Below are 24,972 nucleotides of genomic sequence, written 5' to 3' on the forward strand. Positions count from 1 at the left end.
GGACTCTTCACGGTCCCTGTAGGAGCTGCCGAAGGCTGCGATCTTTTGATCTTGATCTTGATCTTGTGCGTCTTCAAATGAGCTGGAAATCAAGATCAAAAGATCGTCCGAACGCGGCCCGAGCCTTCGGCAGCTCCCACGCAGGTCGTGGGCAACTGAAGTACCCATAAAAACAATAAAAGCTTTGCTCAGAGATCGCCTGCCATGGCCGTACCTGCCTCGCCGCTCTCCCATGACGCCATCATTCAGGACTCCTGGTCCCGTTGCCGCGCGTTTGGTCTGGACCATCAAAGCGCCCCGGCCTTCGATCAGCTGCCGGCCGCTGGCATAGCGCAACTGCTGGAGAGCCAGCATTCACTGGTACAGACCACCCATCAGGAGGTCCTGCCCTACTACGAGAACATCCTCAGTAACTCCAACTGCCTGATCATGCTCGCCGACAATCAGGGCCAGGTGCTGACATCTTGGGGGACCCAGCGATTCATCGAGCCGACACTGACCCGAGGCTTCAGCGCCGGGGCCAGCTGGATGGAGCGCTGCAGCGGAACCAACGCGATCGGCACCGCGCTGGCCTGTGAGCAGGCGGTGCATATCGAACACGATGAACATTTCCTCAAGGCCAACCGCTTCATGACCGGCTCCGCCGCGCCGATTTTCGATGCCGAGCGCAAAGTGATCGCCGTGCTGGATGTGTCAAGCGACAGCTACCTGCCGCCGTCACACACGCTGGGCATGGTCAAGATGATGAGTCAGACCGTGGAGAACCGGCTGATTCTCAACCTGTTCCACGGCCAACACTTCCAACTGACCTTCAACACCGGTTTGAACAACCTCGACAGCCAGTGGGCCGGCTTGCTGATTTTTGATGAGAGCGGCCAGGTGCTGTCGGCCAATCGACGGGCGGACAATCTGCTCGGCATCAGTCTGTCGCGAGTGAGCGTCGAGAGTCTGTTCAAGGTCTCATTGCTGGAACTGTTGAATCAGCCGGATGATCTGCCCTTCGCGCTGCAGACCTCGGGACGCAATCGCTTCCAGTGCCTGTTGAAACGGCCCAAGCAAGTGCCGGTCAAGGCTCGAGTGTTCGTCGAGCAACCAGCAGTACCATCGGCTGGGATCAGTCTCAATACCTTGCACTTTGGCGACAGCCGGGTGGAAAAAGCCGTGCGCCAGGCCGAGCGGTTGCTGGAGAAGGACATTCCGCTGCTCATCCACGGTGAGACCGGTGTGGGCAAGGAAGTTTTCGTCAAGGCTCTGCACCAGGCCAGCTCGCGCAGCAAACAGGCGTTTATCGCGGTGAACTGTGCAGCGATCCCCGCCGAGTTGGTGGAGTCTGAACTGTTCGGCTACGAAAAAGGCGCGTTCACTGGCGCCAACCAGAAAGGCAGCATCGGGCTGATTCGCAAGGCCGACAAAGGCACCCTGTTCCTCGATGAAATCGGCGACATGCCGCTGCCGACTCAAGCACGTCTGTTGCGGGTGTTACAGGAGCGTTGCGTGCAACCGGTGGGCAGCAGTGAATTGTTTCCGGTGGATATTCGAATTATTTCGGCGACCAATCGATCCCTGCGCGAACAGGTTCAATTGGGCCGGTTTCGCGAAGATTTGTATTACCGCATCGGCGGGTTGACCCTGGAGTTGCCGCCGTTAAGGGAACGCAGTGACAAGCAGGAGCTGTTCAAACGATTGTGGGAACAGCATCGCGAACCGTCGCAGTGGGCGGGTTTGAGTCGTGAGGTGCTGGAGTTGTTTGCTCGCCACCCGTGGCCGGGGAATTTGCGCCAGGTCAGCAGCGTGATGCAGGTGGCGCTGGCCATGGCCGAGGAGCAACCGGTGCGCCCGGAGCATTTGCCCGATGATTTTTTTGTCGATATGCAGATGGAGCCGGTGGATGGACCGGAGCCGCTGGCAGTGGATCTGGATGATGCCGAGGATTTAAATCGGCAGTTGCAGGCAGTGGGCGGGAATATTTCGCACCTGGCCCGGCGGTTGGGGGTTAGTCGTAATACGCTTTACAAGCGGTTGCGTCAGGCCGAGTGATGAATCAATTCACGATGGGCGTAGCAAACTCATTGCCTTAGCTGAGTTGAATCACCTCTTGCAGTGCTGCGTCCATTTGTCCAGCCTGGACATTGCCAATTATTGAAAGATCGGCTCGGCATACGTCGCTGACGCGGCTTGAAGGGTGCGCAGGCCAAGCAGCACGATGACCACCATTATTAGCCCTGCGGCAATGGCTACACCGAACCCTGCTCGTGCACCATAAGTATCGATGATCAAGCCCGATAGTACTCCACCGAGCGCTACGCCTATGCTGATACCCGTTGTCATCCATGTCAGTCCTTCGGTGATCCTAGACGGCGGAACAATGATAGTACCGAGGTTCATGACGACGACCATAGTTGGCGCAAATGACACACCTGCCACAAACAGCATCCCCGAAAGGATGTAGACGTCCGGTGAGAAAATGGGCAACACGGCTGTGACTGCTGTTATCAGAACTCCGATAAAGAACTGCTTTTCAATCGGTAAGGAAATCCTTATCGCGCCGAACGTCAGGCCCGCAATCATTGAACCGAGCGCATAGGCTGCCAGGGTGAAACTGGCGGACGCTGGCCAGCCTTGAGCGTTGGCGAAGGCAACAACCGCAACGTCGATTGATCCGCCAATCACACCCATGGCCAAGAGCGCCAGCACGATGGTACGAACGCCGGGGATAAGCAGGATCGAGCTAGCGTTCCTTTTAACGCCAACGACCACCTTCGGTTCTGTCTGCCGTTGCATAAGAAAAGCCGTCACGCCGACAACCAGCAACAAGACGGCTACAAGCGGCCCGGCTTCGGCGAAAAAGCTGACGCTCAAACCAATGGCGAGTGGTGGGCCGATGATAAAGGCGAGTTCAGTTAGAACCGTGTCCAAAGAGAAGGCAGTGTGTAATTGCGGCTTGCCGCGGAAAAGTTGCGTCCAGCGCGCTCTTATCATCGCGGGCATGCTCGGCATCGTGCCCGCCAATCCCGCAAGAATAAAAAGCAGTGGGGCCGGAGCCCTCAGAGAGACAGCAATGATTAGCGCCAGCAACATGCCAATGCTGAAGGCCGTCACAAACGGCAGAACCCGACTCTGGCCCCGTTGATCAACGAGTTTTGATACGTGCGGGCCGATTAGCGCATTCGCCAAGGTAAAAGTACCGGCAACCGAGCCCGCCAGCCAATAAAGACCCGTCTGCTGCACCAACATGGTAATGACGCCGATGCCGATCATTGCCTGGGGCAGACGGGCAATGGAACTCGCGATCACTAACCCCATGACGCCCGGGGTGGTGAGAAGTTCGCGATAAGGATTAGCCATGATTTGTCCTTTCTGAATTTAACACTGATAAGTAGCCCACAGTATTTGACGCAACTAATGGGAAGGTATCGGTGACCGGATGTTATTATTCAGCTGAGCACTTGGCCCTCAAAGATAAGCGCCGTTGACCCCGGACCGCGCGCAACCTGCTCTTCGAAGAAATTGTGGATGCACACATGATCGGGATACTCAGAAGTAATCAGGTCTTGCACATTAACCTCCCAGAAGCGAAAACGGCATTTCTAAAGTTAATTGCACCTGAATCGCGGACAAGTGCTAGCTCAAGAAATATCATCCATTGGATCACACACTTCTCTTACTTAACCACGCCTGTCTTTACTAAAAAACCAAAAAGGAAACTTCCTACTCGCTCTTCGGAAAAACCTCACAAAAAAACTAACGAACTTATTGCCAGTTCGAAACGCCGAAACGACACACAAAGTCAACCACTGAAGACTAACCGCTGCACACGTTGAACAACGCCAACACTTCTTACCACTAAAATGCGTTTACCCCTCGACCACACGCACCCAAAAAACAAAAACCCGCACAAGGCGGGTTTTGTTTTCAACGACGATCGCTATCAGTCAGCCAAACGCCAGGTAGTCGCGCCCTTGCCATCTTCCAGCACCACGCCCATGGCGGTGAGCTGGTCGCGGATGCGGTCCGATTCGGCCCAGTCTTTACCAGCCCTAGCGGCCAGACGCGCAGCAATCAGCGCATCGACTTCAGCCGCATCAACCCGCCCTTCAGCACCAGCCTGCAGGAAGTCATCGGCCTCAAGCTGCAACACACCCAGCACACTGGCCAGTTCCTTCAGGCGCGCCGCCAGACCCGCCGCCGCGTCGATATCTGTATCCCGCAAGCGGTTAATCTCGCGGACCATCTCGAACAGCACCGCACAGGCTTCCGGTGTACCGAAGTCGTCGTTCATCACCTGGGTGAAACGCTCGACAAAGGCTTCGCCGCCGGCCGGAGCAACACTCGGCAGGCCTTTCAAGGCGTGATAGAAACGCTCGAGTGCGCCCTTGGCGTCCTTGAGGTTGTCTTCGGAGTAGTTGATCGCGCTGCGATAGTGGCTCGATACCAGCAGGTAACGCACCACTTCCGGGTGGTACTTTTCCAGCACGTCGCGAATGGTGAAGAAGTTGTTCAAGGACTTGGACATCTTCTCGCCATTGATGCGAATCATGCCGCAATGCATCCACGCGTTAGCGTAGGTCTTGCCGGTGGCCGCTTCGCTCTGGGCGATTTCGTTTTCATGGTGCGGGAACTCGAGGTCACTGCCGCCGCCATGGATATCGAAGGTCTCACCCAGGCAGCAGGTGGACATCACCGAGCACTCGATGTGCCAGCCCGGACGACCGTCGCCCCAAGGCGATGGCCAGCTTGGCTCGCCCGGCTTGGTGGCCTTCCACAGTACGAAGTCCAGCGGGTCCTGTTTCGACTCGTCGACTTCGATACGGGCGCCGATGCGCAGGTCTTCGATCTTCTTGCGCGACAGCTTGCCGTAACCCATGAACTTGGCCACGCGGTAGTACACGTCGCCATTGCCCGGTGCGTAAGCGTAACCCTTGTCGATCAGGGTCTGGATCATGCTCAGCATGCCCGGAATGTGATCCGTGGCACGCGGCTCCATGTCCGGCTTGAGGATGTTGAGGCGCGCCTCGTCCTCGTGCATGGCGGTGATCATGCGCTCGGTCAACGCGTCGAACGGCTCGCCGTTCTCCCGCGCCCTGTTGATGATCTTGTCTTCGATATCGGTGATGTTGCGCACGTAGGTCAGGTTGTAACCGCTGAACCGCAACCAGCGGGTCACCAGGTCGAACGCGACCATGCTGCGGCCGTGGCCAATGTGGCAGTAGTCATACACGGTCATCCCGCAGACGTACATGCGCACATTGTTGCCATCCAGCGGCTTGAAAACTTCTTTGCTCTTGGTGAGCGTGTTGTAGATCGATAGCACTTTAGTTGTTTCCTTGAATCACTGGCCCCACGAATCACGCAAGGTCACGGTGCGGTTGAATACCGGATGACCTGGTTTCGAGTCCTTGATATCCGCGCAGAAGTAACCTTCGCGCTCGAACTGGAAACGGTCTTCCGGCTGTGCGTTGCCCAGCGAAGGCTCGGCACGACAACCGGTGAGAACTTGCAGCGATTGAGGGTTGATGTTGTCCAGGAAACTGGCGCTGTCTTCGGCCTTCTCAGGATTCGGCGAGCGGAACAGGCGATCGTACAGACGCACTTCGCACTCGACGCTGGCCGCGGCCGGCACCCAGTGCACCACGCCTTTGACCTTGCGGCCTTCAGGGTTCTTGCCCAGGGTTTCGGGGTCGTAGGAGCAACGCAGTTCGACGATGTTGCCGTCGGCGTCCTTGATCGCTTCGTCGGCACGAATGACGTAGCTGCCGCGCAGGCGTACTTCGCCGTTGGGTTCCAGGCGCTTGTAGCCTTTTGGCGGCTCTTCCATGAAGTCTTCACGGTCGATGTAGATTTCCCGAGCGAATGGCAGGACGCGCACGCCCATGTCTTCCTTCGGGTGGCACGGCAGTTCGAGGTTCTCGACCTGGCCTTCCGGGTAGTTGGTGATGACCACTTTTAATGGACGCAGGACGCACATGGCGCGCGGTGCGCTGTGGTCGAGGTCATCACGAATGCTGAATTCCAGCATGCCGAAGTCGACCACGCCATCGGAACGGTTGGTACCGACCATGTCGCAGAAGTTGCGGATCGATTTGGGCGTGTAGCCACGGCGGCGAAAGCCCGACAGCGTGGACATGCGCGGGTCGTCCCAGCCATGCACGTGCTTCTCGTCCACCAGTTGCTTGAGCTTGCGCTTGCTGGTGATCGTGTAGTTCAGGTTCAGGCGGCTGAACTCGTACTGGCGCGGGTGGGCCGGTACCGGCAGGTGCTCGAGGAACCACTCATACAGCGGCCGGTGGCTTTCGAATTCCAGGGTGCAGATCGAGTGGGTGATGCCTTCGATGGCGTCCGACTGACCGTGGGTGAAGTCGTAGTTGGGGTAGATGCACCACTTGTCACCGGTCTGGTGGTGGTGGGCGTGACGGATGCGATACATGATCGGGTCGCGCAGGTTCATGTTCGGCGAGGCCATGTCGATCTTGGCCCGCAGTACCCGCGCGCCGTCCTGGAACTCACCGGCTTTCATGCGCGCGAACCAGTCGAGGTTCTCTTCCACGGAGCGATCACGAAACGGGCTGTTCTTGCCCGGCTCGGTCAGGGTGCCGCGGTATTCCTTGGCCTGCTCGGGGCTCAAGTCATCGACGTAGGCCTTGCCGGCCTTGATCAGCTCGACTGCCCAGTCGTGCAACTGGTCGAAGTATTGCGAGGCGTAGCGCACTTCGCCGGACCATTCAAAGCCCAGCCACTTGATGTCGCTTTCGATCGCGTCGATGTATTCCTGGTCTTCCTTGGCCGGGTTGGTGTCGTCGAAGCGCAGGTGCGTGACGCCGCCGAATTCCTGGGCCAGGCCGAAGTTCACACAGATCGACTTGGCGTGACCGATGTGCAGATAGCCGTTGGGCTCGGGCGGGAAGCGGGTGACGATCTGCGTGTGCTTACCCGAGTCCAGGTCCGCCTGGATGATCGGGCGCAGGAAATTGGCCGGCACGGCTGGGCCGGTCTTGGAATTCGAGGTAGGTTCGACAGTGGGCTTGCTCATAGGATCCTTGAACGTACAAGTGCGCGGCCGCAGACGGGGCCTGACAAATCAAAGCCGCTATCATAGCCGATGCCGTCAAGCTGCTGACAGAGCAGGCCCGAAAACGGCTGCATTTAATCGCCTGCAAATGAAAAACAGCCTCGAAATTCGCGTCTGTCGCGCTAAACTGCGTTTCTTGGCCCAATACAGGCTGAACCGGTTGCAGGCGCCAATGCCCAAAACCACGAATTCATTGAAAACGCTTTATCTCATGAAGCTTTAATTCATCAAGAGTACCGATCATGACCCAAGTCAAACTGACCACCAACCATGGCGACATCGTCCTGGAACTGAACGCTGAAAAGGCACCGCTGACCGTTGCCAACTTCATCGAATACGTCAAGGCAGGCCACTACGAAAACACCGTGTTCCACCGCGTCATTGGTAACTTCATGATCCAGGGCGGCGGTTTCGAGCCAGGCATGAAAGAAAAGAAAGACAAGCGCCCAAGCATCCAGAACGAAGCCGACAACGGCCTGCCGAACGTCAAGTACAGCGTAGCCATGGCCCGCACCATGGAGCCGCATTCGGCTTCCGCGCAGTTCTTCATCAACGTGGCCGACAACAGCTTCCTCAACCACAGCGCCAAGACCACCCAGGGCTGGGGCTACGCCGTGTTCGCCAAAGTGGTGGCCGGTGAAGAAGTAGTCGACAAGATCAAAGGTGTTTCCACCACCATGAAGTCCGGCCACCAGGACGTTCCCGCAGAAGACGTGATCATCGAGAAAGCCGAGATCATTGAGTGATACTGCTGATTTCAGACTTGCATCTGGAAGAGGAGCGCCCGGACATTACCCGGGCGTTTCTGGATTTGCTCACCGGGCGCGCCCGCTCGGCGAGTGCGTTGTACATCCTCGGCGACTTTTTCGAAGCGTGGATTGGCGACGATGCCATGACCGCCTTCCAGCGTTCCATCTGCCAGGCCCTGCGCGATCTCAGCGACAGCGGCACGGCCATTTTTCTGATGCACGGTAATCGCGACTTCATGCTCGGCCAGGCCTTCTGCAAACAGGCCGGCTGCACGCTGTTGAAAGACCCGAGCATCGTGCAACTCGCAGGCGAACCGGTGCTATTGATGCACGGTGACAGCCTGTGCACCCGCGACGAAGCCTATATGAAGCTGCGTCGCTACCTGCGCAATCCCGTCACCCTGTTCATCCTGCGCCACCTGCCCTTGGGCACGCGGCACAAGCTGGCGCGCAAACTGCGCAGCGAAAGCCGGGCCCAGACCCGAATGAAGGCCAATGACATTGTCGATGTGACCCCCGAGGAAGTGCCGCGGGTGATGCAGCAATACGGGGTGAAAACCCTGATCCATGGCCACACTCACCGCCCAGCCATTCACAAATTGCAGATTGGCGAGCAGGCGGCCAGGCGCATTGTGCTGGGGGACTGGGATCGCCAGGGGTGGGCGTTGCAGGTCGATGAGAACGGGTTTGCGTTGGCCCCGTTTGATTTTACAGCCTCTTAAGTTCAAAAGATCGCAGCCACAACCATTAATGCCCTGCCGACGCAGGCCCGGCCTTGGCGGCAAATGGCGGTTTGGCCAGCCACACGATCAGTATCAACCCCATGAACCCCCACCCCAGCAGCGTGAAATAATCCACGGTGGAGAGCATGTACGCCTGGCTGGTCAGCACATGATCGAGTTGCGCATAGGCCGGGTTGCCAGGGCCGCCCAGGGCATTGAGCGCGTCACGGGTGGCGGGCTCGTAGGTGCTGATGCTTTCACTCATGTAGGCGTGGTGTTGATCCGCCCGGCGAATCCAGATCCAGGTGGTCAGCGATGCCGCAAAGCTGCCGCCCAGGGTGCGCAGGAAAGTCGCCAGCCCGGCGCCGTCGGCGATCTGGCTCGGTGGCAGGTCTGACATCAGGATGCTCAGCGTTGGCATGAAGAACAGTGCCACGCCAATGCCCATGAATAACTGCACTAGCGCGATGTGCTGGAAGTCCACTTCGTTGGTGAAACCGGCGCGCATGAAGCAGCTCAGGCCAATCGCCAGGAATGCCAGGCCGGCCAGCAGGCGCAGGTCGAATTTGTGCGCGTACTTACCGACAAACGGCGACAGGATCACCGGCAGGATACCGATCGGCGCCACCGCCAGCCCGGCCCAGGTCGCGGTATAGCCCATCTGGGTTTGCAGCCACTGCGGCAGGATCAGGTTGATCCCGAAGAACCCGGCATACCCCAGCACCAGCACTATTGTGCCGATACGGAAGTTGCGGTGGGCAAACAGGCGCAGGTTGACCACCGGATGCTGGTCGGTCATTTCCCAGATGATGAACACCGCCAGGGCAATCACCGAAATGGCCGCGCCGATGATGATGAAGTTGGATTCGAACCAGTCCAGGTCATTACCTTTGTCGAGGATCACCTGCAAGGCGCCGACCCCGATGATCAGGGTGATCAGGCCGACGTAATCCATCGGCTGGCGACTGGTTTCCACCGGGCGCGCCTTCAGTTGCTGACGCACGACCATCACCGCGAAGATACCGATCGGTACGTTGATGAAGAAGATCCACGGCCAGCTGTAGCTGTCGGTAATCCAGCCGCCGAGGATCGGGCCTGCAATCGGCGCCACCACCGTGACCATCGCCAGCAACGCCAGGGCCATGCCGCGCCTCGCAGGTGGATAGACCGCAATCAGTAACGTCTGCGTCATCGGGTACAACGGCCCTGCGACCAGGCCCTGGACCACCCGGAACAGGATCAGCTCCGGCATCGAGGTGGAAATGCCGCACAGGAACGAGGCAACCACGAACAGGATGGTCGCCCAGAGAAACAGCTTCACCTCACCGAAGCGCCTGCTGAGCCAGCCAGTCAGCGGCAGGGCGATCGCATTGCTCACGGCAAACGAGGTGATGACCCAGGTGCCCTGCTCCGAACTGACCCCCAGGTTGCCGGAGATCGTCGGCAGCGCCACGTTGGCAATGGTGGTATCGAGCACCTGCATGAAAGTCGCCAGCGACAGGCCGATGGTGCTGAGCAGCAGGCTGGGAGGCGTGAAAGAGGCGTTATTGCTCATCGCAAATCCTTTGGAGCTTCAGACCCTGTGGGCGCGGGCAAGCCCGCTGCCACAGGGTTTGTGTGGTTGCGAATCAGCGTTGCGCGGTCTTGCTCGCCGCGGCGCTGTTGTCGTGGATCAGTTGGGCGATCATTGCATCGGCTTCGGCCAACTGACGGTCGTAGACGTTGGTGCTGAACGAGGCCTTTTGCGGCGGCTGTTGCGCCAGCACCGGACCGCTCTGGTCATGCAGGTTCACATCGACCTGGGTCGACAGCCCGACGCGCAATGGATGCCTGGCCAGCTCTTCGGCGTTGATATGAATCCGCACCGGCACCCGCTGGACGATCTTGATCCAGTTACCGGTAGCGTTCTGCGCCGGCAGCAGGGCGAACGCGCTGCCGGTTCCGGCGCCAAGGCTGTCGATGGTGCCGCTGTACTTCACGTCACTGCCATAGAGGTCGGCTTCGATGTCCACCGGCTGCCCGATGCGCATGTCGCGCAGCTGGGTTTCCTTGAAGTTGGCGTCGATCCACAGTTGATCCAGGGGAATCACCGCCATCAGCGCGGTGCCCGGTTGAACCCGCTGGCCCAATTGCACCGTGCGCTTGGCGACATAACCGGTAACCGGAGCGATCAAGGTGCTGCGGGCGTTGGTCAGGTAGGCCTGGCGTAGTTGCGCGGCGGCGGACATGACGTCCGGGTGCGACGAAACCACAGTGTCATCCACCAGCGCGCTGGTGGTTTTGAGTTGCTGGCGGGCATTGGCCAGGGCGTTTTGCGCCGAGGTCAGGTCATCGCGGGCGTGGGACAGTTCTTCCTGGGAGATCGCCCCGCCGGCTGCCAGGTTCTTGCGTCGATTGAAGTTGTCCTGGGCCTTCTGCACTTCCGCCTGCTGGGCGTTGACCTGGGCTTTCATGCCGTCGACATTGCTGTACAAGCCGCGAACCTGACGCACGGTGCGGGCCAGGTTGGCCTGGGCACTTTGCAGCCCGACTTCGGCGTCATTCGGGTCGAAATTGATCAGCACCTGACCTTCATGCACCAGGTCGCCATCGTCGGCACCGATGCTGACCACGGTGCCGGTGACCAGCGGAGTGATCTCCACCACGTTGCCGTTCACATAGGCATCGTCGGTGCTCTCGTTCCAGCGCCCGTAGAGCTCGTGATAGACCCAGACGCCAGCACCGGCGAGGATCACGACAATGGCCAGAAGCACCAGCATGATCTTGCGCTTGCGCGGATTGCCGGTGTCCTGATGAGCATCGGCGGCTTTTTGAGTGTTTTCGGCAGTGGCCATGACAGTTACCTTGAATTAGTTGTGCTGCGTGGCTGAAGTGGCGGCCGCCAGGGTGTCACCCTGGAAGCCTCCGCCCAGCGCCTGCATCAGTTGGATCGACAGGTCGATCTGCTCGGCATTCAGGTTGGCCAGCTGACGCTGGGCCTGGAGCAATTGCTGCTCGATGCTGAGCACGTCCAGGTAGTTACCGATGCCGGAACCGTAGCGCTGGACCACGGTGTCGTAGGATTGCCGGGCGATCTCGGTGGCGTGCTGCTGCGCGCCGATCTGCCGGCCGATATCTCGCAGCTGATTGATCGAGTCGCTGACATCGCCGAGTGCCTTGACCAGGCTTTTGTTGTACTGCGCCACCGCGAGGTCATAGTCGGCGTCGCGGGAATCGAGGTCGGCACGCAGGCGGCCGCCGTCGAAAATCGGCAGGGAAATCGTCGGCCCGACGTTGAAGAAACGACTGGCCGAACCGAACATTGCATCCCCCAGCAACGATTCGAAGCCAGCGGCAGCACTCAGGTTGAGGTTGGGGTAGAAGCGGGTCTTGCCGGCGGCAATGTTCTTGCTCGCGGCTTCGACCCGCCAGCGCGCGGCGATCAGGTCCGGCCGGCGACCGAGCAGTTCGGCCGGCAGCACCGATGGCAGTGCCACGGCGCTGGCCTGGAGGACTTTGGGCCGGGGGATTTCATTGCCGCGATCCGGGCCCTTGCCGAGCAGCACCGCCAGGGCGATCTTCGCGCTGTTCAGGCGTTTTTCAGCATCGATCAGGCTGGCCTGCGAGCTGGCTTCCAGGCTTTCGGTCTGCTGGAACTGATACTGGCTGTCGATACCCGAACTCAGGCGGCGCTTGCTCAGGTCGAGCATCTGCCGGGTACGCTTGAGGTCTTCGCTGGCCAGGTCATGGATGATGTGGGCCTGGCCCAGATCGCTGTAGCCCCGGGCGACGTCGGCGGCCAGGGTCAACTGCGCGGCCTGTTGGTCGACTTCGGCGGCACGGGCCTCGCCCAGTGCAGCTTCCCAGGCGTCCCGCTGCCCACCCCAAAGGTCGAAGTTGTAATTGAAACTGGCACCGAGGTTACGCAGGGTGGAATACGCCCCGCCCTGCCCCTGCGGGTCCTGATCCCGAGCCAGGCGGGCACGGCTGACCCCGGCACTGGCATCGAGCGTCGGCATGCGCTCGGCATCGGCGGCGTAGGCTGCGGCGCTGGCCTGATGCGCGCGAGCCTCGGCAATCTGCATGTCGGGGCTGTCTTGCAGGGCTTCGCGGATCAGCCCGTCAAGTTGCGGGTCGCCGAGGCTCGTCCACCAGGCGCTTTTCGGCCAGGCGGCAGGCGACAAGGTGACGCCGGTCAGCGACTGCCCGGCCTTGAGACTTTTTGCATCCAGACTGACGCCTTCGGTTTTCAAGCCACTGTAATTGGCACAACCCGCCAGGGTCATGGCCACCAGCACCAGGCTCAAGCGGGTGCGCGAGAGTTTACTGCTCATTTATCACCTACCCGCAGCAAGGTGATGGAGTCACCCGCCGCGACTAAAATTTTCTTCAGGATCTGTTCCAGGGTCGCCAGCTCTTGCTCGGTGATGGCGCCAGCCAATTCGTTCATGGCTGCCACGCCGATGTCTGGCAGGCGGTCAGCCAGCTGCTGGCCTTGTGCAGTGAGTACCAGCTGCACTTGACGACGGTCGGCTTCCGAGCGCTGGCGGGCGAGGAAACCTTTGTGCTCCAGGCGATCGAGCATTCGCGTCATGGAACCGCTGTCCAGCGACAGGTGACGGCAAAGTTCGGCCGGGGTGTCGACGCCGAACTGGGCCATGATGATCAACACTTTGAACTGCGCGGCGGTAATGCCGTGAGGTTCCATGTGGGTGTCGATGATCCGGTCCTTGAGCAGCGCAGCTCGCCCGAGCAGGAGCCCGAGGTGGCAGTTCTTGAAGTCGTCCGGGGTGAAGTGTTTCATCTGGCCACCGATTAGCTGCCTAGGCAGAGAATGTATGACAAGATGTTACTGCCTAGGCAGCGAATGTCAACGTAATAGTTAGGATGCTTTGTATTTGAGTGATAAATGGAGGAGGCATTGGTGGCCGTACCGACGCCTTCGCGGGCAAGCCCGCTCCCACAGGTTCCGTGTTACACCTGTGGGATTGGTGACTCTTGAAGTGAGATCCCTGCAGGACATCCGATCCCTGTGGGAGCGGGCTTGCCCGCGAAGGCAGCGACTCGGTTTTAGAGGGAACGCGGCTTAGAAATCGCGCTTGTAGAAGATATCCAGTGAACTCGCCACGCCACCCGCCGCTTCCAGGTAAACCTTCTTGCTCAGCTTGTAACGCAACGCAATGGTATTGGCCGGCTCGAACACCCCAACCCCATACCGCAGGCTGAGTTTTTCCGAGATATTGCCGCTGGCGACCACGGCGGTCTGGTCGCCACTGCCCTGGGTGTCGAGCTGGAAGTCCTGAATGCCCAGGTTCTTGGCCAACCCGCTGGTCACCCCGGCACTGCCCATCAAACCCAGGCCCAGTGCCGCCTGGGCAAGCATGTTGTTATCGCCGCCATCCGTACTCAGCGGCCGCCCCAGCACCAGGTAGGACAGGGCCTGCTCCTGGCTCAATGCTGGTTCGGAGAAGATCTGCGTGGTGGGCTGTTCGGCGCTGCCACTCAGGCGAATGCCGGCGATAACGTCATCGGTCTGGCGGATGGCCTCGATGTCCAGGAACGGCTGATCCAACGGCCCGGCAAACAACAAACGGGCCCGGCGCACGGTCAGGCGCTGGCCGTAGGCGCGGTAACGACCGTCGTTGAGCCAGAGCTCGCCGCGGGTGTCCATGTTGTCGCCGATGTGCACGTGGCCCTGTAGGTTGGCCGTCAGGCCAAAACCGGCGAAGCTGAGTTTGTCGGCGCCCACCTCCACATCAATGTCCATTTTCATCGCCAGTGGCGGCTTGCCTTGCTCGGTCTGCTGACCCACGATGACCGTGTCATCGGAGACCTTGACCGTCGATGGCGGCAACTCGCGCACGGTGATTTCCCCTCTGGGCACCAGCACTTTGCCGGCGACCGCCAGCTCATCGCCTTTCATCGAGATTTTCAGGTCCGGGGCCACCTCAAGCTTTGCATAGGGTTCGACGGACACCGGAAGCTGCGAGCCCTTGAGTGCCAGGTCCACCACCAGTGCCTGGCCCCAGGCGATGTTGCCATTGAGCGTGCCCTGCCCGGTCTTGCCGCTTTTCCAGCCGCCGTTCAACTGCACGGTTTCCCCGGCGATCACTGCCTGCAGCTGCAGGGCTTGCAGTTCGATCGGCAATTGCGGTCCGGACACTTCGCCATCGCTCAACAGCAGATTGCCGTTAACCAAAGGCGCCATCAGGGTGCCGCCGATCGTGCCGCTGCCATTCAGGCGCCCGGTGATTTTTTCGACCATCGGCACAAACGGCCGGGCCACGGACAAGTCCAGGCCATTGAGGCGGAACGTGCCACTCATGGGTTTGTTTGCCGGCAGCGGGTTGATCTGGGCCTGAACCCGCAGCTCCCCCAGCTTGCCGCCGACGAAGTTCAGGTCGGTGTCGATGCGCTTGGGGGTCATTTTGCTGGTGAGCAGCAAGGCCTGGTACGGGAAGTCCAGCCACTGATCCTTGTCGCGCACTCGCAGCGTGCCGCCACTGGCATCGATGCTGATCTGGCCATTCGGACCGCTGGCGGGCAGATCCAGCTGCAGGTCGGCGTTAAGCGCGCCTTTCCAGGCGAAGTCCTTGGGCAACCACTGCGCCAGGCTCTCGATCGGGAATTGTTTCAGGTGATAGCGCAGCTTGGGCTCGGGCATCAGGCGCTGGTCTTCACCGCACAGGCTGGCCGGGCCGGACCGCCAGCAATGGGCGCCGAAGTTGATTTTACCGTCGGCCAGGCGTTCAAGCTTCGCCGGGCCCTGCAACCTCCAGTCCTGGCCGCCGGCCTGGATATCACCAGTGGCCAGGCGTCCGCGCCAGTTGCCTTGGTCCAGCGCGCCGTCCAGACCGAGGGCGAGCTTGAGCTGCGGCCCTTGCAGGGCAAGGCTGAGTTTCTGATTCTTGATGTCACCCTGACCGCTGGCAGTGAGCGTGCCCAGCGCGGTATCACCGGCCCGGATGCCGCTGCCCTTGAGATCGATTTTCGCCCGCTGCGCACTGTCCAAGGTCGCGTCCAGGTTCAGGCTTTGCAAACGATTGTCCTGGAAAGCCAGCTGAGTGCCTTGCAGGCCGAGTTTGCCTTGTGGCGCCTTGAGTGTACCGGCGACGTCCATCCGGCCATTGAGCTGGCCGCGCAGTTGTGGCCACAGCTGCGCCAGACGCGGCATCTTGATATCGATCTGGCCGGCGAGTTTCTGCTGCAGGCTGCCCTTGCCATTGATGCTGTTGTCGCCCAGGCGAATCTGCAAGGCACTGAGGTTCCATTGCTCGCCGGCGCCATCGGCCTTGGCCTGGATGACCGCAGGTTGACCACGCAGCTTGCCCTTGAGGTCGAGGTCGGCGTTGAGGCTGAGCTTGTCATTTTTCATCTCGCCAGTACTGCGCAGCGGGCCGGCCAACGTGCCCGGCAGCTCCGCGACCCAGTACGCCGGATCGATTGCCGACAGATCCAGCGCGGTATCCCAGGCGATGCCATCGGCAAATTGCAGGTTCAGGTGGCCCTGGGCCTTGCCCTGCCCTGCTTCCAGCTGGATTTGCTGCAGGTAGATTTTAGTCAGGTCGCCTGCGAACGGGCTCTGCAGGCTGAAGGCACCGGCCGGGCCATCCAGCGCAGCCTTGAAGTGCCCCAGGTATTTGCCGTCGGTGTAGGAGACTTCGCCGTTGAAGCTGCGCAATGCCACTTGTGGCTCATCGATCAGCGGATAGACGCGGTGCCAGGGGAAGTCCAGCCAGTCGATCTTGGCATCGGCGCTCAGGCCTTTGCTCCAGTCCAGCTGGCCGGTGAGTTTGAGGTACTGTTTGTCGTTTGCGCTCAGGTCCAGACCGGCAATCTGCGCGCCCTGAGCGTCGACCTTGCCTTGCAGCGCCAGGGCGACCGGGCCTTGTTCCGCCGGCAGCGTAGCCGTGCCGAGGAGCTGGTAGCCGTTTTTCAGGTCACCGGCGCCCGAGAGTTCAAGCTGATTGAGTTGCAGGGTATCCGGAAGATCGGCGCTGGCCTTGAAGCCGTCCGCCGTAATGCGCACCTTGGCCGGCAGGTTCTCCACCAGCGGCTGCAGTTCACCCGTCAACTGCCCGTTCAGATAGCCGCTGCTGTCGGCCTTGAGGTTGAGGGTTTTGAGCAGGTCTCCGTCGATTTTCAGGGCCAGGGCCCAAGGACCGGTGCCAGGCGCGGGCAACGTCAGGTGGCCTTCAGCGGTCAGTGGCCAGTTGCCGCTGGGTTGCAGCAGGCCGGACAGATTCAGGCTCAGTTCGTCGCGCTGCAGCTTGACCGAGTCAATCTTCAAGCCCTGGGCGGTCCAGTGTGCGGCCAGTTGCAAGCCCCTGAGCTCTTCGCTGCCGTTGAACAGCAGGCTCCCGACCTTGACATCACCCAGCTCGATGGCCAGCGGCAGGTCCAGGTCAGGCAGGCTGATTGGCCCGCTGCTGTCTTGGTCGGTGCCCGGTGGAAACTGCAGGCTGACCTGCTCGGCCTGCAACTGCTCGATGCACAGGGTCCGGCGGGCCAGGCAACCGGGTGACCAGGCGAAGATCGCCTTGTTCAACTCAACCCGGCTGCTGTCCTGCTGCCATACCAGATGATCGGCGCTCCATTGACCGCCCAGGCGACCCTGGAAATTGTCCACACTCAAGCCCGGCACGAAACCCAGCGCCCAGCGACTGCCCGCCGCCGTCCCAAGCACGGTGGAGACAGCCAGAATAGTCAGCAGCAACAGGCCGAGGATGGCCAGCAGCGTTATCTTCAAACCACGATTCACAACTCGGGCCCCATGGAAAAGTGCAGTCGAACGCCACCCTCGTCATCCAGCGCGTGGGCCAGGTCAAGGCGGATCGGCCCCACTGGCGAGATCCAGCGCACGCCGATACCCACGCCGGTCTTGAGGTTCGGCAATTCGAGCTTATTAAAGGAGTTGCCCTGATCCACAAAGGTCGCCACCCGCCATTTTTCGGCGACCGAGTATTGGTACTCGGCACTGGCGGTGACCATGTACCGGCCACCAATCCGGTCGCCCTCGGAGTTTTCCGGGGACAGGCTCTGATAGTCGTAACCACGTACGCTCTGATCACCACCGGCGAAGAACCGCAGCGACGGTGGTATCGATTTGTAGCCGTTGGTGGCGCTACCGCCAACCTGGACCCGGCCAAGGAAGCGGTGTTTGTCGAATACCGTGGTCAGGCCTTTGACCAGCGCCGTGCCGTACAGCAGGTTGTTGTCCGAGCCCAATCCCTCCTTGGCCACCTTGGTCTCGAATTGCAGGCGATAGCCGTTGTGCGGGTCGATGCGGTTGTCGCTTTTCAAATAGGAATAACTGACCCCGGGCATCAACAGGGTACTGAGACCCGAGTCGTCGCCGAGTCGATATTCCTCGCGCTGCCACTTCAGCGACACCACGCGCTGCCAACCGCTGGGCAGCTTGCTGTGCCACTCGGGACCTATGGTCAGCAGCTTGCTGAGTGAGTCCTTGTCGGCGATTTCTTCGCTCTGGTAGCCGCCAGCGAAACGCAGCTTGTCCGTCAGGGGCGGGTCCAGGGGGATGTCGTAGAAAATCCCGACGTTCTGCCGGGGTGCCGATATTTCGGTTTCCCAGCCGTAGCTGTGGCCCTGGGGATTGACCCAGTGACGCGTCCAGTTGGCCTTGACCCGCGGGCCGACGTCGGTGGAATAACCCAGGCCCAGCCCCATGGTGCGCGGCTTGCGGGTGTCGAGCTTGACGTCGACCGGGATCACATTGTTTGTCGAAGCGGTGGGGGCTGCATCGACCCGCACACTTTCAAAATAGCCACTGGACTGCATCGCCTGATTGAGTTCGGCGATCAGCTCGGAGTCGTACGGAGCGCCTTCCTTGAAGGGCACCATGCGCCTGAGCAAATCTTCGTCGAATGGCGTGTCGCCCTCGAAATTGACCTTGCCCAGGGAGTAACGCGGGCCGCTCTGGTAGACCAGATCGATATCGGCTAAGCCCGCCCTCGGGTCGACCGACAGAGTCTGGCGGGAAAAATGCCCACTGAAAAAACCGAAACGCGACGCCTGGTTCTGGATCAGGCGCTTGGCGTCTTCGTAATTGCCATGGTTGAGCACTGCGCCGGTTTTCAGCGCCGCACTTTTGGGAACACGAAAGGATTTCAGCGACGCCGCCGGTCCTTCGACTCGAATAGTGACATTGCGCAGGTGAATCGGCTCACCGGGATCGACGTTGAGAATCAGCCGTGGACTCTTGCCGCCCTTCACGTCCGTCTCGATCTGCGGCTGGTAATAACCCAGGGCCTGGGCAGCCTTGCGAGCCTGCTCCTCGGCACCGCGGCTGAAGCGCAACAAGGCTTCTTCGTCACGATCGCCGAGGCTGCCGATATAGCCCTCTATATTGGCCTTGAGTTCATCGTTGGACGGTTTGACCCGCACATCCAATTCACTTTGCGCCAGCGCTGTGCAGCTGGTTATCAGCATCAGCACGCTACTGGTAATTCTTCCTGGAAACTTCATAGGCGCGGATGCTATCACGAGCTTGGGAGCGTGATAGAGCCTGGTTTGCGCGCAAAGTTCGTCCTTTATGCGGTGGCGGTTTGCAGGACCTGGGGGTTGGCGTGAAAAAATACGTGCTCACGTACCGGGCCAATAGCCACTTCACCGATCTCCTCATAGCCCTGGCGCTTGTAAAATTCCAGGTAACGCGGGTTGCCGGTGTCCAGCACAACGCCCTGGGAGTGCTCATCGACGGCGCACCAGTTGTGCACAGCCTGTAACAATTGTTCGCCGAAGTGCTTGCCCTGAAATTGCGGATGAATACCCAGCAAGGGCAGCAGGTGCACCGAGTCGGACGGCACGCACGCCATGACCGCATCGTGGTATTCCAGGTAGCGGCGGGTGCAGCGAAACCCGGTACTCAGGACCATGCGCAAACGCCATGCCCAACTTTCGGTGATCCCCAGGCGACGTTGCGGCGGCGCGATCAGGGCGATGCCAATCAGGCGGTCGTTGACCAGCAGGCCGATGGCGGGCAAGTCCTGGAGGAAATGCTGCTTGACCAGCTCGCGCACGGTGGCGCGCACTCGCTGCTCGTAGCCGGGACGTTCGGCTTCGAACAGATAGCTGAACGTCGGCTCGTGGCGGTAGGCCTGGTAAAGCAACGAGCGGGCTTCGCGGGAATAGCCACTGTCGAGCATGTGGATATCGGCAATGGCGGTCGAGGTTTCGGGCATAACGGCAAATCTCCCCGGGGCACCGCTCAAAATGGCGGCGCTCTTGTTGGTACGAGCCTCTGGGTGCCGGCACAGTTCCTTGCTGGTTTGAAAACAGCAGGTGCGCTGGGTCTAACAAGGTATAGACCAAGTGGATCGCAGGTGTGCGCGGGGCTCGCCGACCCGCGAGCCGCGGGATGGACAAGTACAGCCGAAAACACACCAACGGCTGGCCCCTCGAAGGCATGTCAGTTAGCATCGCCCTTTTGCGCCAGGACTGCCGACCATGAAGATCGTCTCCTTCAACATCAACGGGCTGCGTGCTCGCCCGCATCAGCTGGCGGCGCTGATTGAGAAGCATCAGCCCGACGTGATCGGGCTGCAGGAAACCAAGGTCCACGATGACCAGTTCCCGCTGGCCGACGTGCAAGCGCTGGGCTACCACGTGTATTTCCATGGGCAAAAAGGCCACTACGGTGTGGCCCTGCTCTCTCGCCAGGAACCCCTGGAGCTGCACAAAGGTTTCGCCACCGATGACGAAGACGCCCAGCGCCGATTCATCTGGGGCAAGTTCGCTGATGCCAACGGCGTGCCGGTGACGATCATGAACGGCTACTTCCCACAAGGTGAAAGCCGCGATCACCCGACCAAGTTCCCGGCCAAGGAACGCTTCTACAATGACTTGCAGCAACTGCTGGAAAGTCAGTTCAGCAATGAGCAGCCGGTTGTAGTCATGGGTGACGTCAACATCTCCCCGGAAGACTGCGACATCGGCATCGGGCCGGACAACATGAAGCGCTGGTTGAAGACCGGCAAGTGCAGCTTCCTTCCGGAAGAGCGTGAGTGGATGGCGCGGTTGAAGAACTGGGGGCTGGTGGACAGCTTCCGGCACCTGAACCCGCACGTGACTGATCGCTTCAGCTGGTTCGATTACCGTAGCCGTGGCTTTGAGGATGAACCCAAGCGTGGGCTGCGGATCGACCTGATCATGGCGTCCCATGGCTTGTTGCCACGGGTGAAGGATGCGGGTGTGGACTATGAATTGCGCGGGATGGAAAAACCGTCGGATCATGCGCCGATCTGGCTTGAGTTGAGTTGATATTTAAAAGATCGCAGCCTCGTTTCACTCGACAGCTCCTACACATCTCCTGCGCACGCTGCGATCTTTTGAGCTGTCATCTTTATGAAACCCTACTGACTTAATCTGCGGGCACTTCCTTTGCTCTTGTAGGGTGCCAGCATGCTGCTGCGCGTTTTGTTCCTGTTGCTGCTGGGCGTTGTCACGCCCGTATCGGCGTTGGCGGTTGCGTTACCCCTGCCCGAGCACGGCCCGGTATTGCGCATCCAGGGTTCCAACACCATCGGCGCAGCCTTGGGCCCGGCGCTGGTCGAAGGGCTGCTGCGCGAACAAGGTGTGCTCAAGGTTCATCGCGAAGCGCCAGGCAAGACCAACGAAGTGCGCGTCGTCGGCGAAACTGTCGAGGGGCGTCGGGTGGAGGTCGAGATCGCCGCGCACGGCTCCAGCACCGGCTTCACTGCGCTGCAAAGCGCCTCTGCCGACCTCGCCGCCGCCTCGCGCCCGATCAAGGACAGCGAACTCGCCAGCCTGCAATCCCTGGGCGACCTGAAGAGTCCCGGCGCCGAGCAGGTCATTGCGATCGACGGCTTGGCGATCATCCTGCATCCAGACAATCCGCTGAAACAACTGACCACCGATCAACTGGCGCGCATCTTCAGTGGTGACATCAGGACGTGGGAAGAAGTCGGTGGCAGCGGCGGGACGATCCATCTTTATGCGCGCGATGATCACTCCGGCACTTACGACACCTTGAAGGAACTGGTCCTCAACGGTCGTGGGAAAACCCTGAGCGCCAGCGCACAACGCTTCGAGTCCAGCGAGCAATTGTCGGACGCCGTCAGCCAGGACCCTCAGGGCATCGGCTTTATCGGTTTGCCGTACGTGCGCCAGGCCAAAGCCGTGGCGATTGCCGACGGTGCTTCCCAGGCGATGCTGCCACTGAACAATCTGATCGCCACCGAAGACTATCCGCTGTCACGTCGACTGTTCCTTTACCTGCCGCCCAGAGGCAATAATCCCTGGGCACAGGCGTTGGTGAAATTCGCCCAGGGCAGTCAGGGCCAGGAGATTGTCGCAGCCAACGGGTTTATCGCGCAGACCGTCCAGGCCATGTCGGTAAGCCCCAATGCGTTGATGCCAGAGGAGTATCAAACCCTCAGCCGACATGCGCAGCGTCTGACCGTGAATTTTCGCTTTGAAGAAGGCAGTGCCACCCTGGACAACAAGGCGCGCCAGGACCTGTCGCGAGTGCTGGACTATATAAACCAGCGCGACAAGGCCGATCGGCAGGTGACGCTGGTGGGATTTGGCGATGCCAAGACTGACCCTGCACGCGCCGACCTGTTGTCGAAGCTGCGGGCCATGGCCGTGCGGCGCGAGCTGGCCAAGCGCGGTGTGGTGCTGCGCGAAATCCGCGGTTTTGGCGCGCAGATGCCGGTGGCGGCGAACAGCGCGGATGAGGGACGGATCAGGAATCGGCGGGTTGAGGTCTGGGTTTACTGAATAAACTGGAATCTGTCACAGCCCCGTGGCGAGCTGGCTCGCTCGCCACGGGTTTTTCAACCGGCTTGAGCCATTAGCTCAGCAACTTCTCCAGCTGCGCCGTGGTGTCCACTGCGCCCATCGTCTTCGCAGCATCCAGCGCCGATACGCCGTTGGCATCCTTGGCTTTCGGATCAGCGCCTTTGCTGATCAGATAGTCGACGATGGCAACTCGGTTGAACATGGCCGCCATCATCAGCGCGGTACGGCCGTCGAAGGATGAGCCTTCGACTTGCGCGCCACCGTCGACCAACGCGCTGACCACCGCCAGATCGCCCTTGAACGCAGCGCCGGCGATCGGGCTCTGGCCATTGTCGTTGCGGATTTCCGGGTCGGCCTTGTGCTCGAGCAGCACTTTCACCGTGTCGACATGGCCATGGTAGGCCGCAAGCATCAACAGGGTGTCACCCTTGTGGTTGCGCAAGTTCGGCGGCAGGCCTTTGGACAGCAATGCGGCCATCATGGCCGCATCGCCCTCGCGCGCCTTGTTGAATACCTGTTCGGCGAATTCAGCGGCTTCTTCGGGGGTCATCTGGCGGCTTTGGTCTGACATGGTGGCTCCACTTTCTGTGTAGGTGCAAAGGGCGACAGTTTCCCGAGCAGCCTGGAGACTGTCACTTCTTTTTTCTGATCAAGGGTCATAGCCAGATTCAATAACGGTGTTTGCCATCATGAATCTCGGCCAGCACCTGTTCAGTCACCTGCACATAGGTGTGAGTTCCCGGCAACCAGGCATAGATGGGATCGTCACCGGTTTTACCGGGGTCAAACCCTTCGTCCTTGAGGCGGGTCTTCTGGTACTTGAAGGTGCCGGTGGTTTCCATTTTCACCTTCACCCGCAGGAACAACGGTACGGCATACGCGGGCATCTGTTCGCGAGCGAATGCCAGCAGCTCACTGAAATCCAGGGTCGCCAGGGATTCGGCCGGGGTGATCGCGGCCATGCCGGCACGGCCATTGGTGTTGTGTACTTCCACCCCGTAGGCCACCGCCTCGGAAATATTCGGATGCTGCAGCAGGATGTTTTCCACCTCGGTGGTCGAGACGTTCTCGCCTTTCCAGCGATAGGTATCGCCCAGTCGATCGACAAACTGGGCGTGACCGAAGCCGATGTTGCGCAACAGGTCGCCGGTATTGAAGTAACGGTCGCCCTTTTCAAACACGTCGTGCAGCACCACCTTTGCGGTCTTCTGCGCGTCGGTGTAGCCATCCAGTGGCGCCTTGTCGTCGATTTTCGCCAGCAGCAACCCTTGCTCGCCTTTGGCAACCTTGCGCATGAACCCCTTGGCGTCACGCAGAGGCTGGCCACTGTCGTGGTCGTAGGCAGCCAGCTCCCAGGACATCAGGGAAAAACCTACGGTGTTGTCGAAGTTGAGAACGTTGGTGAAACCGATATTGCCGTCACTGGCAGCGTACAGCTCGCAGATGTGCTGCACCGCAAAGCGGGTCTTGAATTCAGCCCAGGCGCCGGGGCGCAGGCCGTTGCCGATCATCTTGGTGACCCGGTGCCGGCTGTCTTGGGCAGTGGGCGGCTGATCGACCAGGTAGCGACACAGTTCACCGACATAGCCGAGGGTGGTCGCACGGTATTTGCGCACATCATCCCAGAACTGGCTGGCGCTGAACTTGCGGCGAATGGCGAAACCTGAGGCGCCACTGATGGCCGAGCCCCAGCACACACACAGCCCGGTGGCGTGGTACAGCGGCAGGGTGCAGTAGACGATATCGTCCGGGCTCATGTTCAGCGCGATCGTGCCAAAACTGGCGGAACTGCGCATCCAGCGACCGTGCTTGAACACCCCGGCCTTGGGTAACCCGGTGGTGCCTGAGGTGTAGATGTAGAAGCAGGGATCGTCGCAGAATACCTGCTGGCTGGTCACCGGGTTTGCGCTTGGGCTGTCGGCGATGGCCGCCATCATGTTGATGAAACCATCGGGCGCAATGCCCGGGTGCCGGCAGGTGTCCTGATCGGCTACGAACCAGGTGCGGGCAGGCTCCAGCGCCACGCGCTCGCGAACAGCGGAGAACGCCGGCACCAGTTCTTCGCCGACAATGATCGCCGCAGGCGCTACCAGGTTCAGGCTGTGCACCAGGGTGTCACGGGTTTGCGAGGTATTGAGCAGCGCGCTGATCGCACCCGTCTTGGCCACCGCCAGGATAGTCACCAGCAGTTCCGGACGATTCTCGATGAACACCGCCACCACATCACCCTTGCGGATGCCCTGCGCGCTCAAATGGTGAGCCATGCGATTGGCCCACTCGTTCACCTGGGCGTAGGTCAGGAGCACATCGCCCTGAAGCAATGCCGGGCCGTCGGGATTGCGCAACGTCGCTTGCTCGAAGCTCCAGCCCAGGCCACAGGACTGGGTTGGATCCTTGACGTTGGCAGCCTTCATGCCCCGGACCACTCGTGGCAGGGCCTTGGCGATGGTGGGCAGTTTGCGCAGCATCATGCCCCAGGTAATCGTGTCGTTCAGCGCGCGGCTCATCGTTGCTCCCGTTCGATCTTTTTATTGTCGGGTGGTGGCCGAAAGTACGTGAGTGATTCAGGGGCTGTACACGCAGTTTTTGCAATGTTTTGTATCCGCACAACAGACCGGCGACAACGTGAGCCCGGTTTTTGCGATTGGTTCCATTGAAACCGAACGAATCTCGC

At 60.3% G+C, this 24,972-nt stretch carries 17 protein-coding genes; 5 read left to right on the forward strand and 12 right to left on the reverse strand.

Annotated elements, in window-relative coordinates; genetic code table 11:
• The first annotated feature begins 204 nt into the window (after positions 1 to 204).
• Positions 205 to 2,037 (forward strand): sigma-54-dependent Fis family transcriptional regulator, encoded by a 1,833-nt coding sequence (locus AAEZ09_RS13330; RefSeq protein ID WP_205892397.1) that lies wholly within the window; start codon positions 205 to 207, stop codon positions 2,035 to 2,037.
• Positions 2,038 to 2,136: 99 nt separating this feature from the next.
• On the opposite strand, the gene AAEZ09_RS13335 is transcribed toward AAEZ09_RS13330, so the two are convergent.
• The 3 genes from AAEZ09_RS13335 to AAEZ09_RS13345 all read right to left on the reverse strand — a co-directional run bounded on the left by AAEZ09_RS13335 (position 2,137) and on the right by AAEZ09_RS13345 (position 7,027).
• Positions 2,137 to 3,345 (reverse strand): MFS transporter, encoded by a 1,209-nt coding sequence (locus AAEZ09_RS13335; protein WP_350599720.1) that lies wholly within the window; start codon positions 3,343 to 3,345, stop codon positions 2,137 to 2,139.
• A gap of 583 nt (positions 3,346 to 3,928) precedes the next feature.
• On the reverse strand, positions 3,929 to 5,311 hold the full coding sequence (gene cysS / locus AAEZ09_RS13340) for a cysteine--tRNA ligase (RefSeq protein WP_350599721.1): 1,383 nt from the start codon (positions 5,309 to 5,311) through the stop codon (positions 3,929 to 3,931).
• An 18-nt stretch (positions 5,312 to 5,329) separates the two neighbouring features.
• The gene (locus AAEZ09_RS13345) at positions 5,330 to 7,027 is read right to left on the reverse strand and encodes a glutamine--tRNA ligase/YqeY domain fusion protein (RefSeq protein ID WP_045062335.1); all 1,698 of its coding nucleotides are present in this window, start codon (positions 7,025 to 7,027) and stop codon (positions 5,330 to 5,332) included.
• 281 nt (positions 7,028 to 7,308) lie between these two features.
• On the opposite strand from AAEZ09_RS13345, the gene AAEZ09_RS13350 reads away from it, so the two are divergent.
• Both AAEZ09_RS13350 and lpxH read left to right on the forward strand, forming a co-directional pair.
• On the forward strand, positions 7,309 to 7,812 hold the full coding sequence (locus tag AAEZ09_RS13350) for a peptidylprolyl isomerase (protein WP_045062337.1): 504 nt from the start codon (positions 7,309 to 7,311) through the stop codon (positions 7,810 to 7,812).
• Entirely contained in the window at positions 7,809 to 8,537 is a 729-nt protein-coding gene (gene lpxH, locus AAEZ09_RS13355) for a UDP-2,3-diacylglucosamine diphosphatase (RefSeq protein WP_045062339.1), read from the forward strand. The genes AAEZ09_RS13350 and lpxH overlap by 4 nt, the downstream gene beginning before the upstream one ends.
• 25 nt (positions 8,538 to 8,562) lie before the next feature.
• Here the strand turns inward: lpxH and AAEZ09_RS13360 are convergent, their stop codons facing one another.
• The 7 genes from AAEZ09_RS13360 to AAEZ09_RS13390 all read right to left on the reverse strand — a co-directional run bounded on the left by AAEZ09_RS13360 (position 8,563) and on the right by AAEZ09_RS13390 (position 19,717).
• Positions 8,563 to 10,092: a DHA2 family efflux MFS transporter permease subunit gene (locus AAEZ09_RS13360; RefSeq protein WP_350599722.1), complete on the reverse strand. Its 1,530-nt coding sequence runs from the start codon at positions 10,090 to 10,092 to the stop codon at positions 8,563 to 8,565.
• 73 nt (positions 10,093 to 10,165) lie between these two features.
• Positions 10,166 to 11,371 (reverse strand): HlyD family secretion protein, encoded by a 1,206-nt coding sequence (locus AAEZ09_RS13365; RefSeq protein ID WP_350599724.1) that lies wholly within the window; start codon positions 11,369 to 11,371, stop codon positions 10,166 to 10,168.
• 15 nt (positions 11,372 to 11,386) lie between these two features.
• Positions 11,387 to 12,850 carry an efflux transporter outer membrane subunit gene (locus AAEZ09_RS13370; protein ID WP_350599725.1) on the reverse strand — a complete coding sequence of 488 codons (1,464 nt, stop codon included), beginning with the start codon at positions 12,848 to 12,850 and terminating at the stop codon, positions 11,387 to 11,389.
• Positions 12,847 to 13,320: a MarR family winged helix-turn-helix transcriptional regulator gene (locus AAEZ09_RS13375; protein WP_350599726.1), complete on the reverse strand. Its 474-nt coding sequence runs from the start codon at positions 13,318 to 13,320 to the stop codon at positions 12,847 to 12,849. Before AAEZ09_RS13375 ends, AAEZ09_RS13370 begins: the two co-directional genes overlap by 4 nt.
• A 282-nt stretch (positions 13,321 to 13,602) precedes the next feature.
• Entirely contained in the window at positions 13,603 to 17,277 is a 3,675-nt protein-coding gene (locus tag AAEZ09_RS13380) for a translocation/assembly module TamB domain-containing protein (RefSeq protein ID WP_350599728.1), read from the reverse strand.
• On the reverse strand, positions 17,274 to 19,001 hold the full coding sequence (locus AAEZ09_RS13385; protein ID WP_350599729.1) for an autotransporter assembly complex protein TamA: 1,728 nt from the start codon (positions 18,999 to 19,001) through the stop codon (positions 17,274 to 17,276). The genes AAEZ09_RS13380 and AAEZ09_RS13385 overlap by 4 nt, the downstream gene beginning before the upstream one ends.
• A 65-nt stretch (positions 19,002 to 19,066) precedes the next feature.
• A complete protein-coding gene (locus AAEZ09_RS13390; protein WP_045059166.1) occupies positions 19,067 to 19,717 on the reverse strand; it encodes a GNAT family N-acetyltransferase in 651 nt (216 codons plus the stop codon).
• Between the two features lie 265 nt (positions 19,718 to 19,982).
• On the opposite strand from AAEZ09_RS13390, the gene xthA reads away from it, so the two are divergent.
• Both xthA and AAEZ09_RS13400 read left to right on the forward strand, forming a co-directional pair.
• The gene (gene xthA / locus AAEZ09_RS13395; RefSeq protein WP_045059165.1) at positions 19,983 to 20,795 is read left to right on the forward strand and encodes an exodeoxyribonuclease III; all 813 of its coding nucleotides are present in this window, start codon (positions 19,983 to 19,985) and stop codon (positions 20,793 to 20,795) included.
• 141 nt (positions 20,796 to 20,936) lie between these two features.
• Entirely contained in the window at positions 20,937 to 22,277 is a 1,341-nt protein-coding gene (locus tag AAEZ09_RS13400; RefSeq protein WP_350599731.1) for a substrate-binding domain-containing protein, read from the forward strand.
• A gap of 73 nt (positions 22,278 to 22,350) precedes the next feature.
• Here the strand turns inward: AAEZ09_RS13400 and AAEZ09_RS13405 are convergent, their stop codons facing one another.
• Together AAEZ09_RS13405 and AAEZ09_RS13410 are read right to left on the reverse strand one after the other, a co-directional pair.
• Positions 22,351 to 22,869: an ankyrin repeat domain-containing protein gene (locus AAEZ09_RS13405; protein ID WP_045059163.1), complete on the reverse strand. Its 519-nt coding sequence runs from the start codon at positions 22,867 to 22,869 to the stop codon at positions 22,351 to 22,353.
• Between the two features lie 97 nt (positions 22,870 to 22,966).
• Complete coding sequence (locus tag AAEZ09_RS13410) at positions 22,967 to 24,805, reverse strand: long-chain-acyl-CoA synthetase (protein ID WP_045059162.1); 1,839 nt, start codon at positions 24,803 to 24,805, stop codon at positions 22,967 to 22,969.
• Positions 24,806 to 24,972: the final 167 nt, after the last annotated feature.

Origin of the sequence: Pseudomonas sp. 65/3-MNA-CIBAN-0223 (assembly GCF_040310425.1) — a bacterium.
Classification (GTDB): Bacteria; Pseudomonadota; Gammaproteobacteria; order Pseudomonadales; family Pseudomonadaceae; genus Aquipseudomonas; species Aquipseudomonas gregormendelii.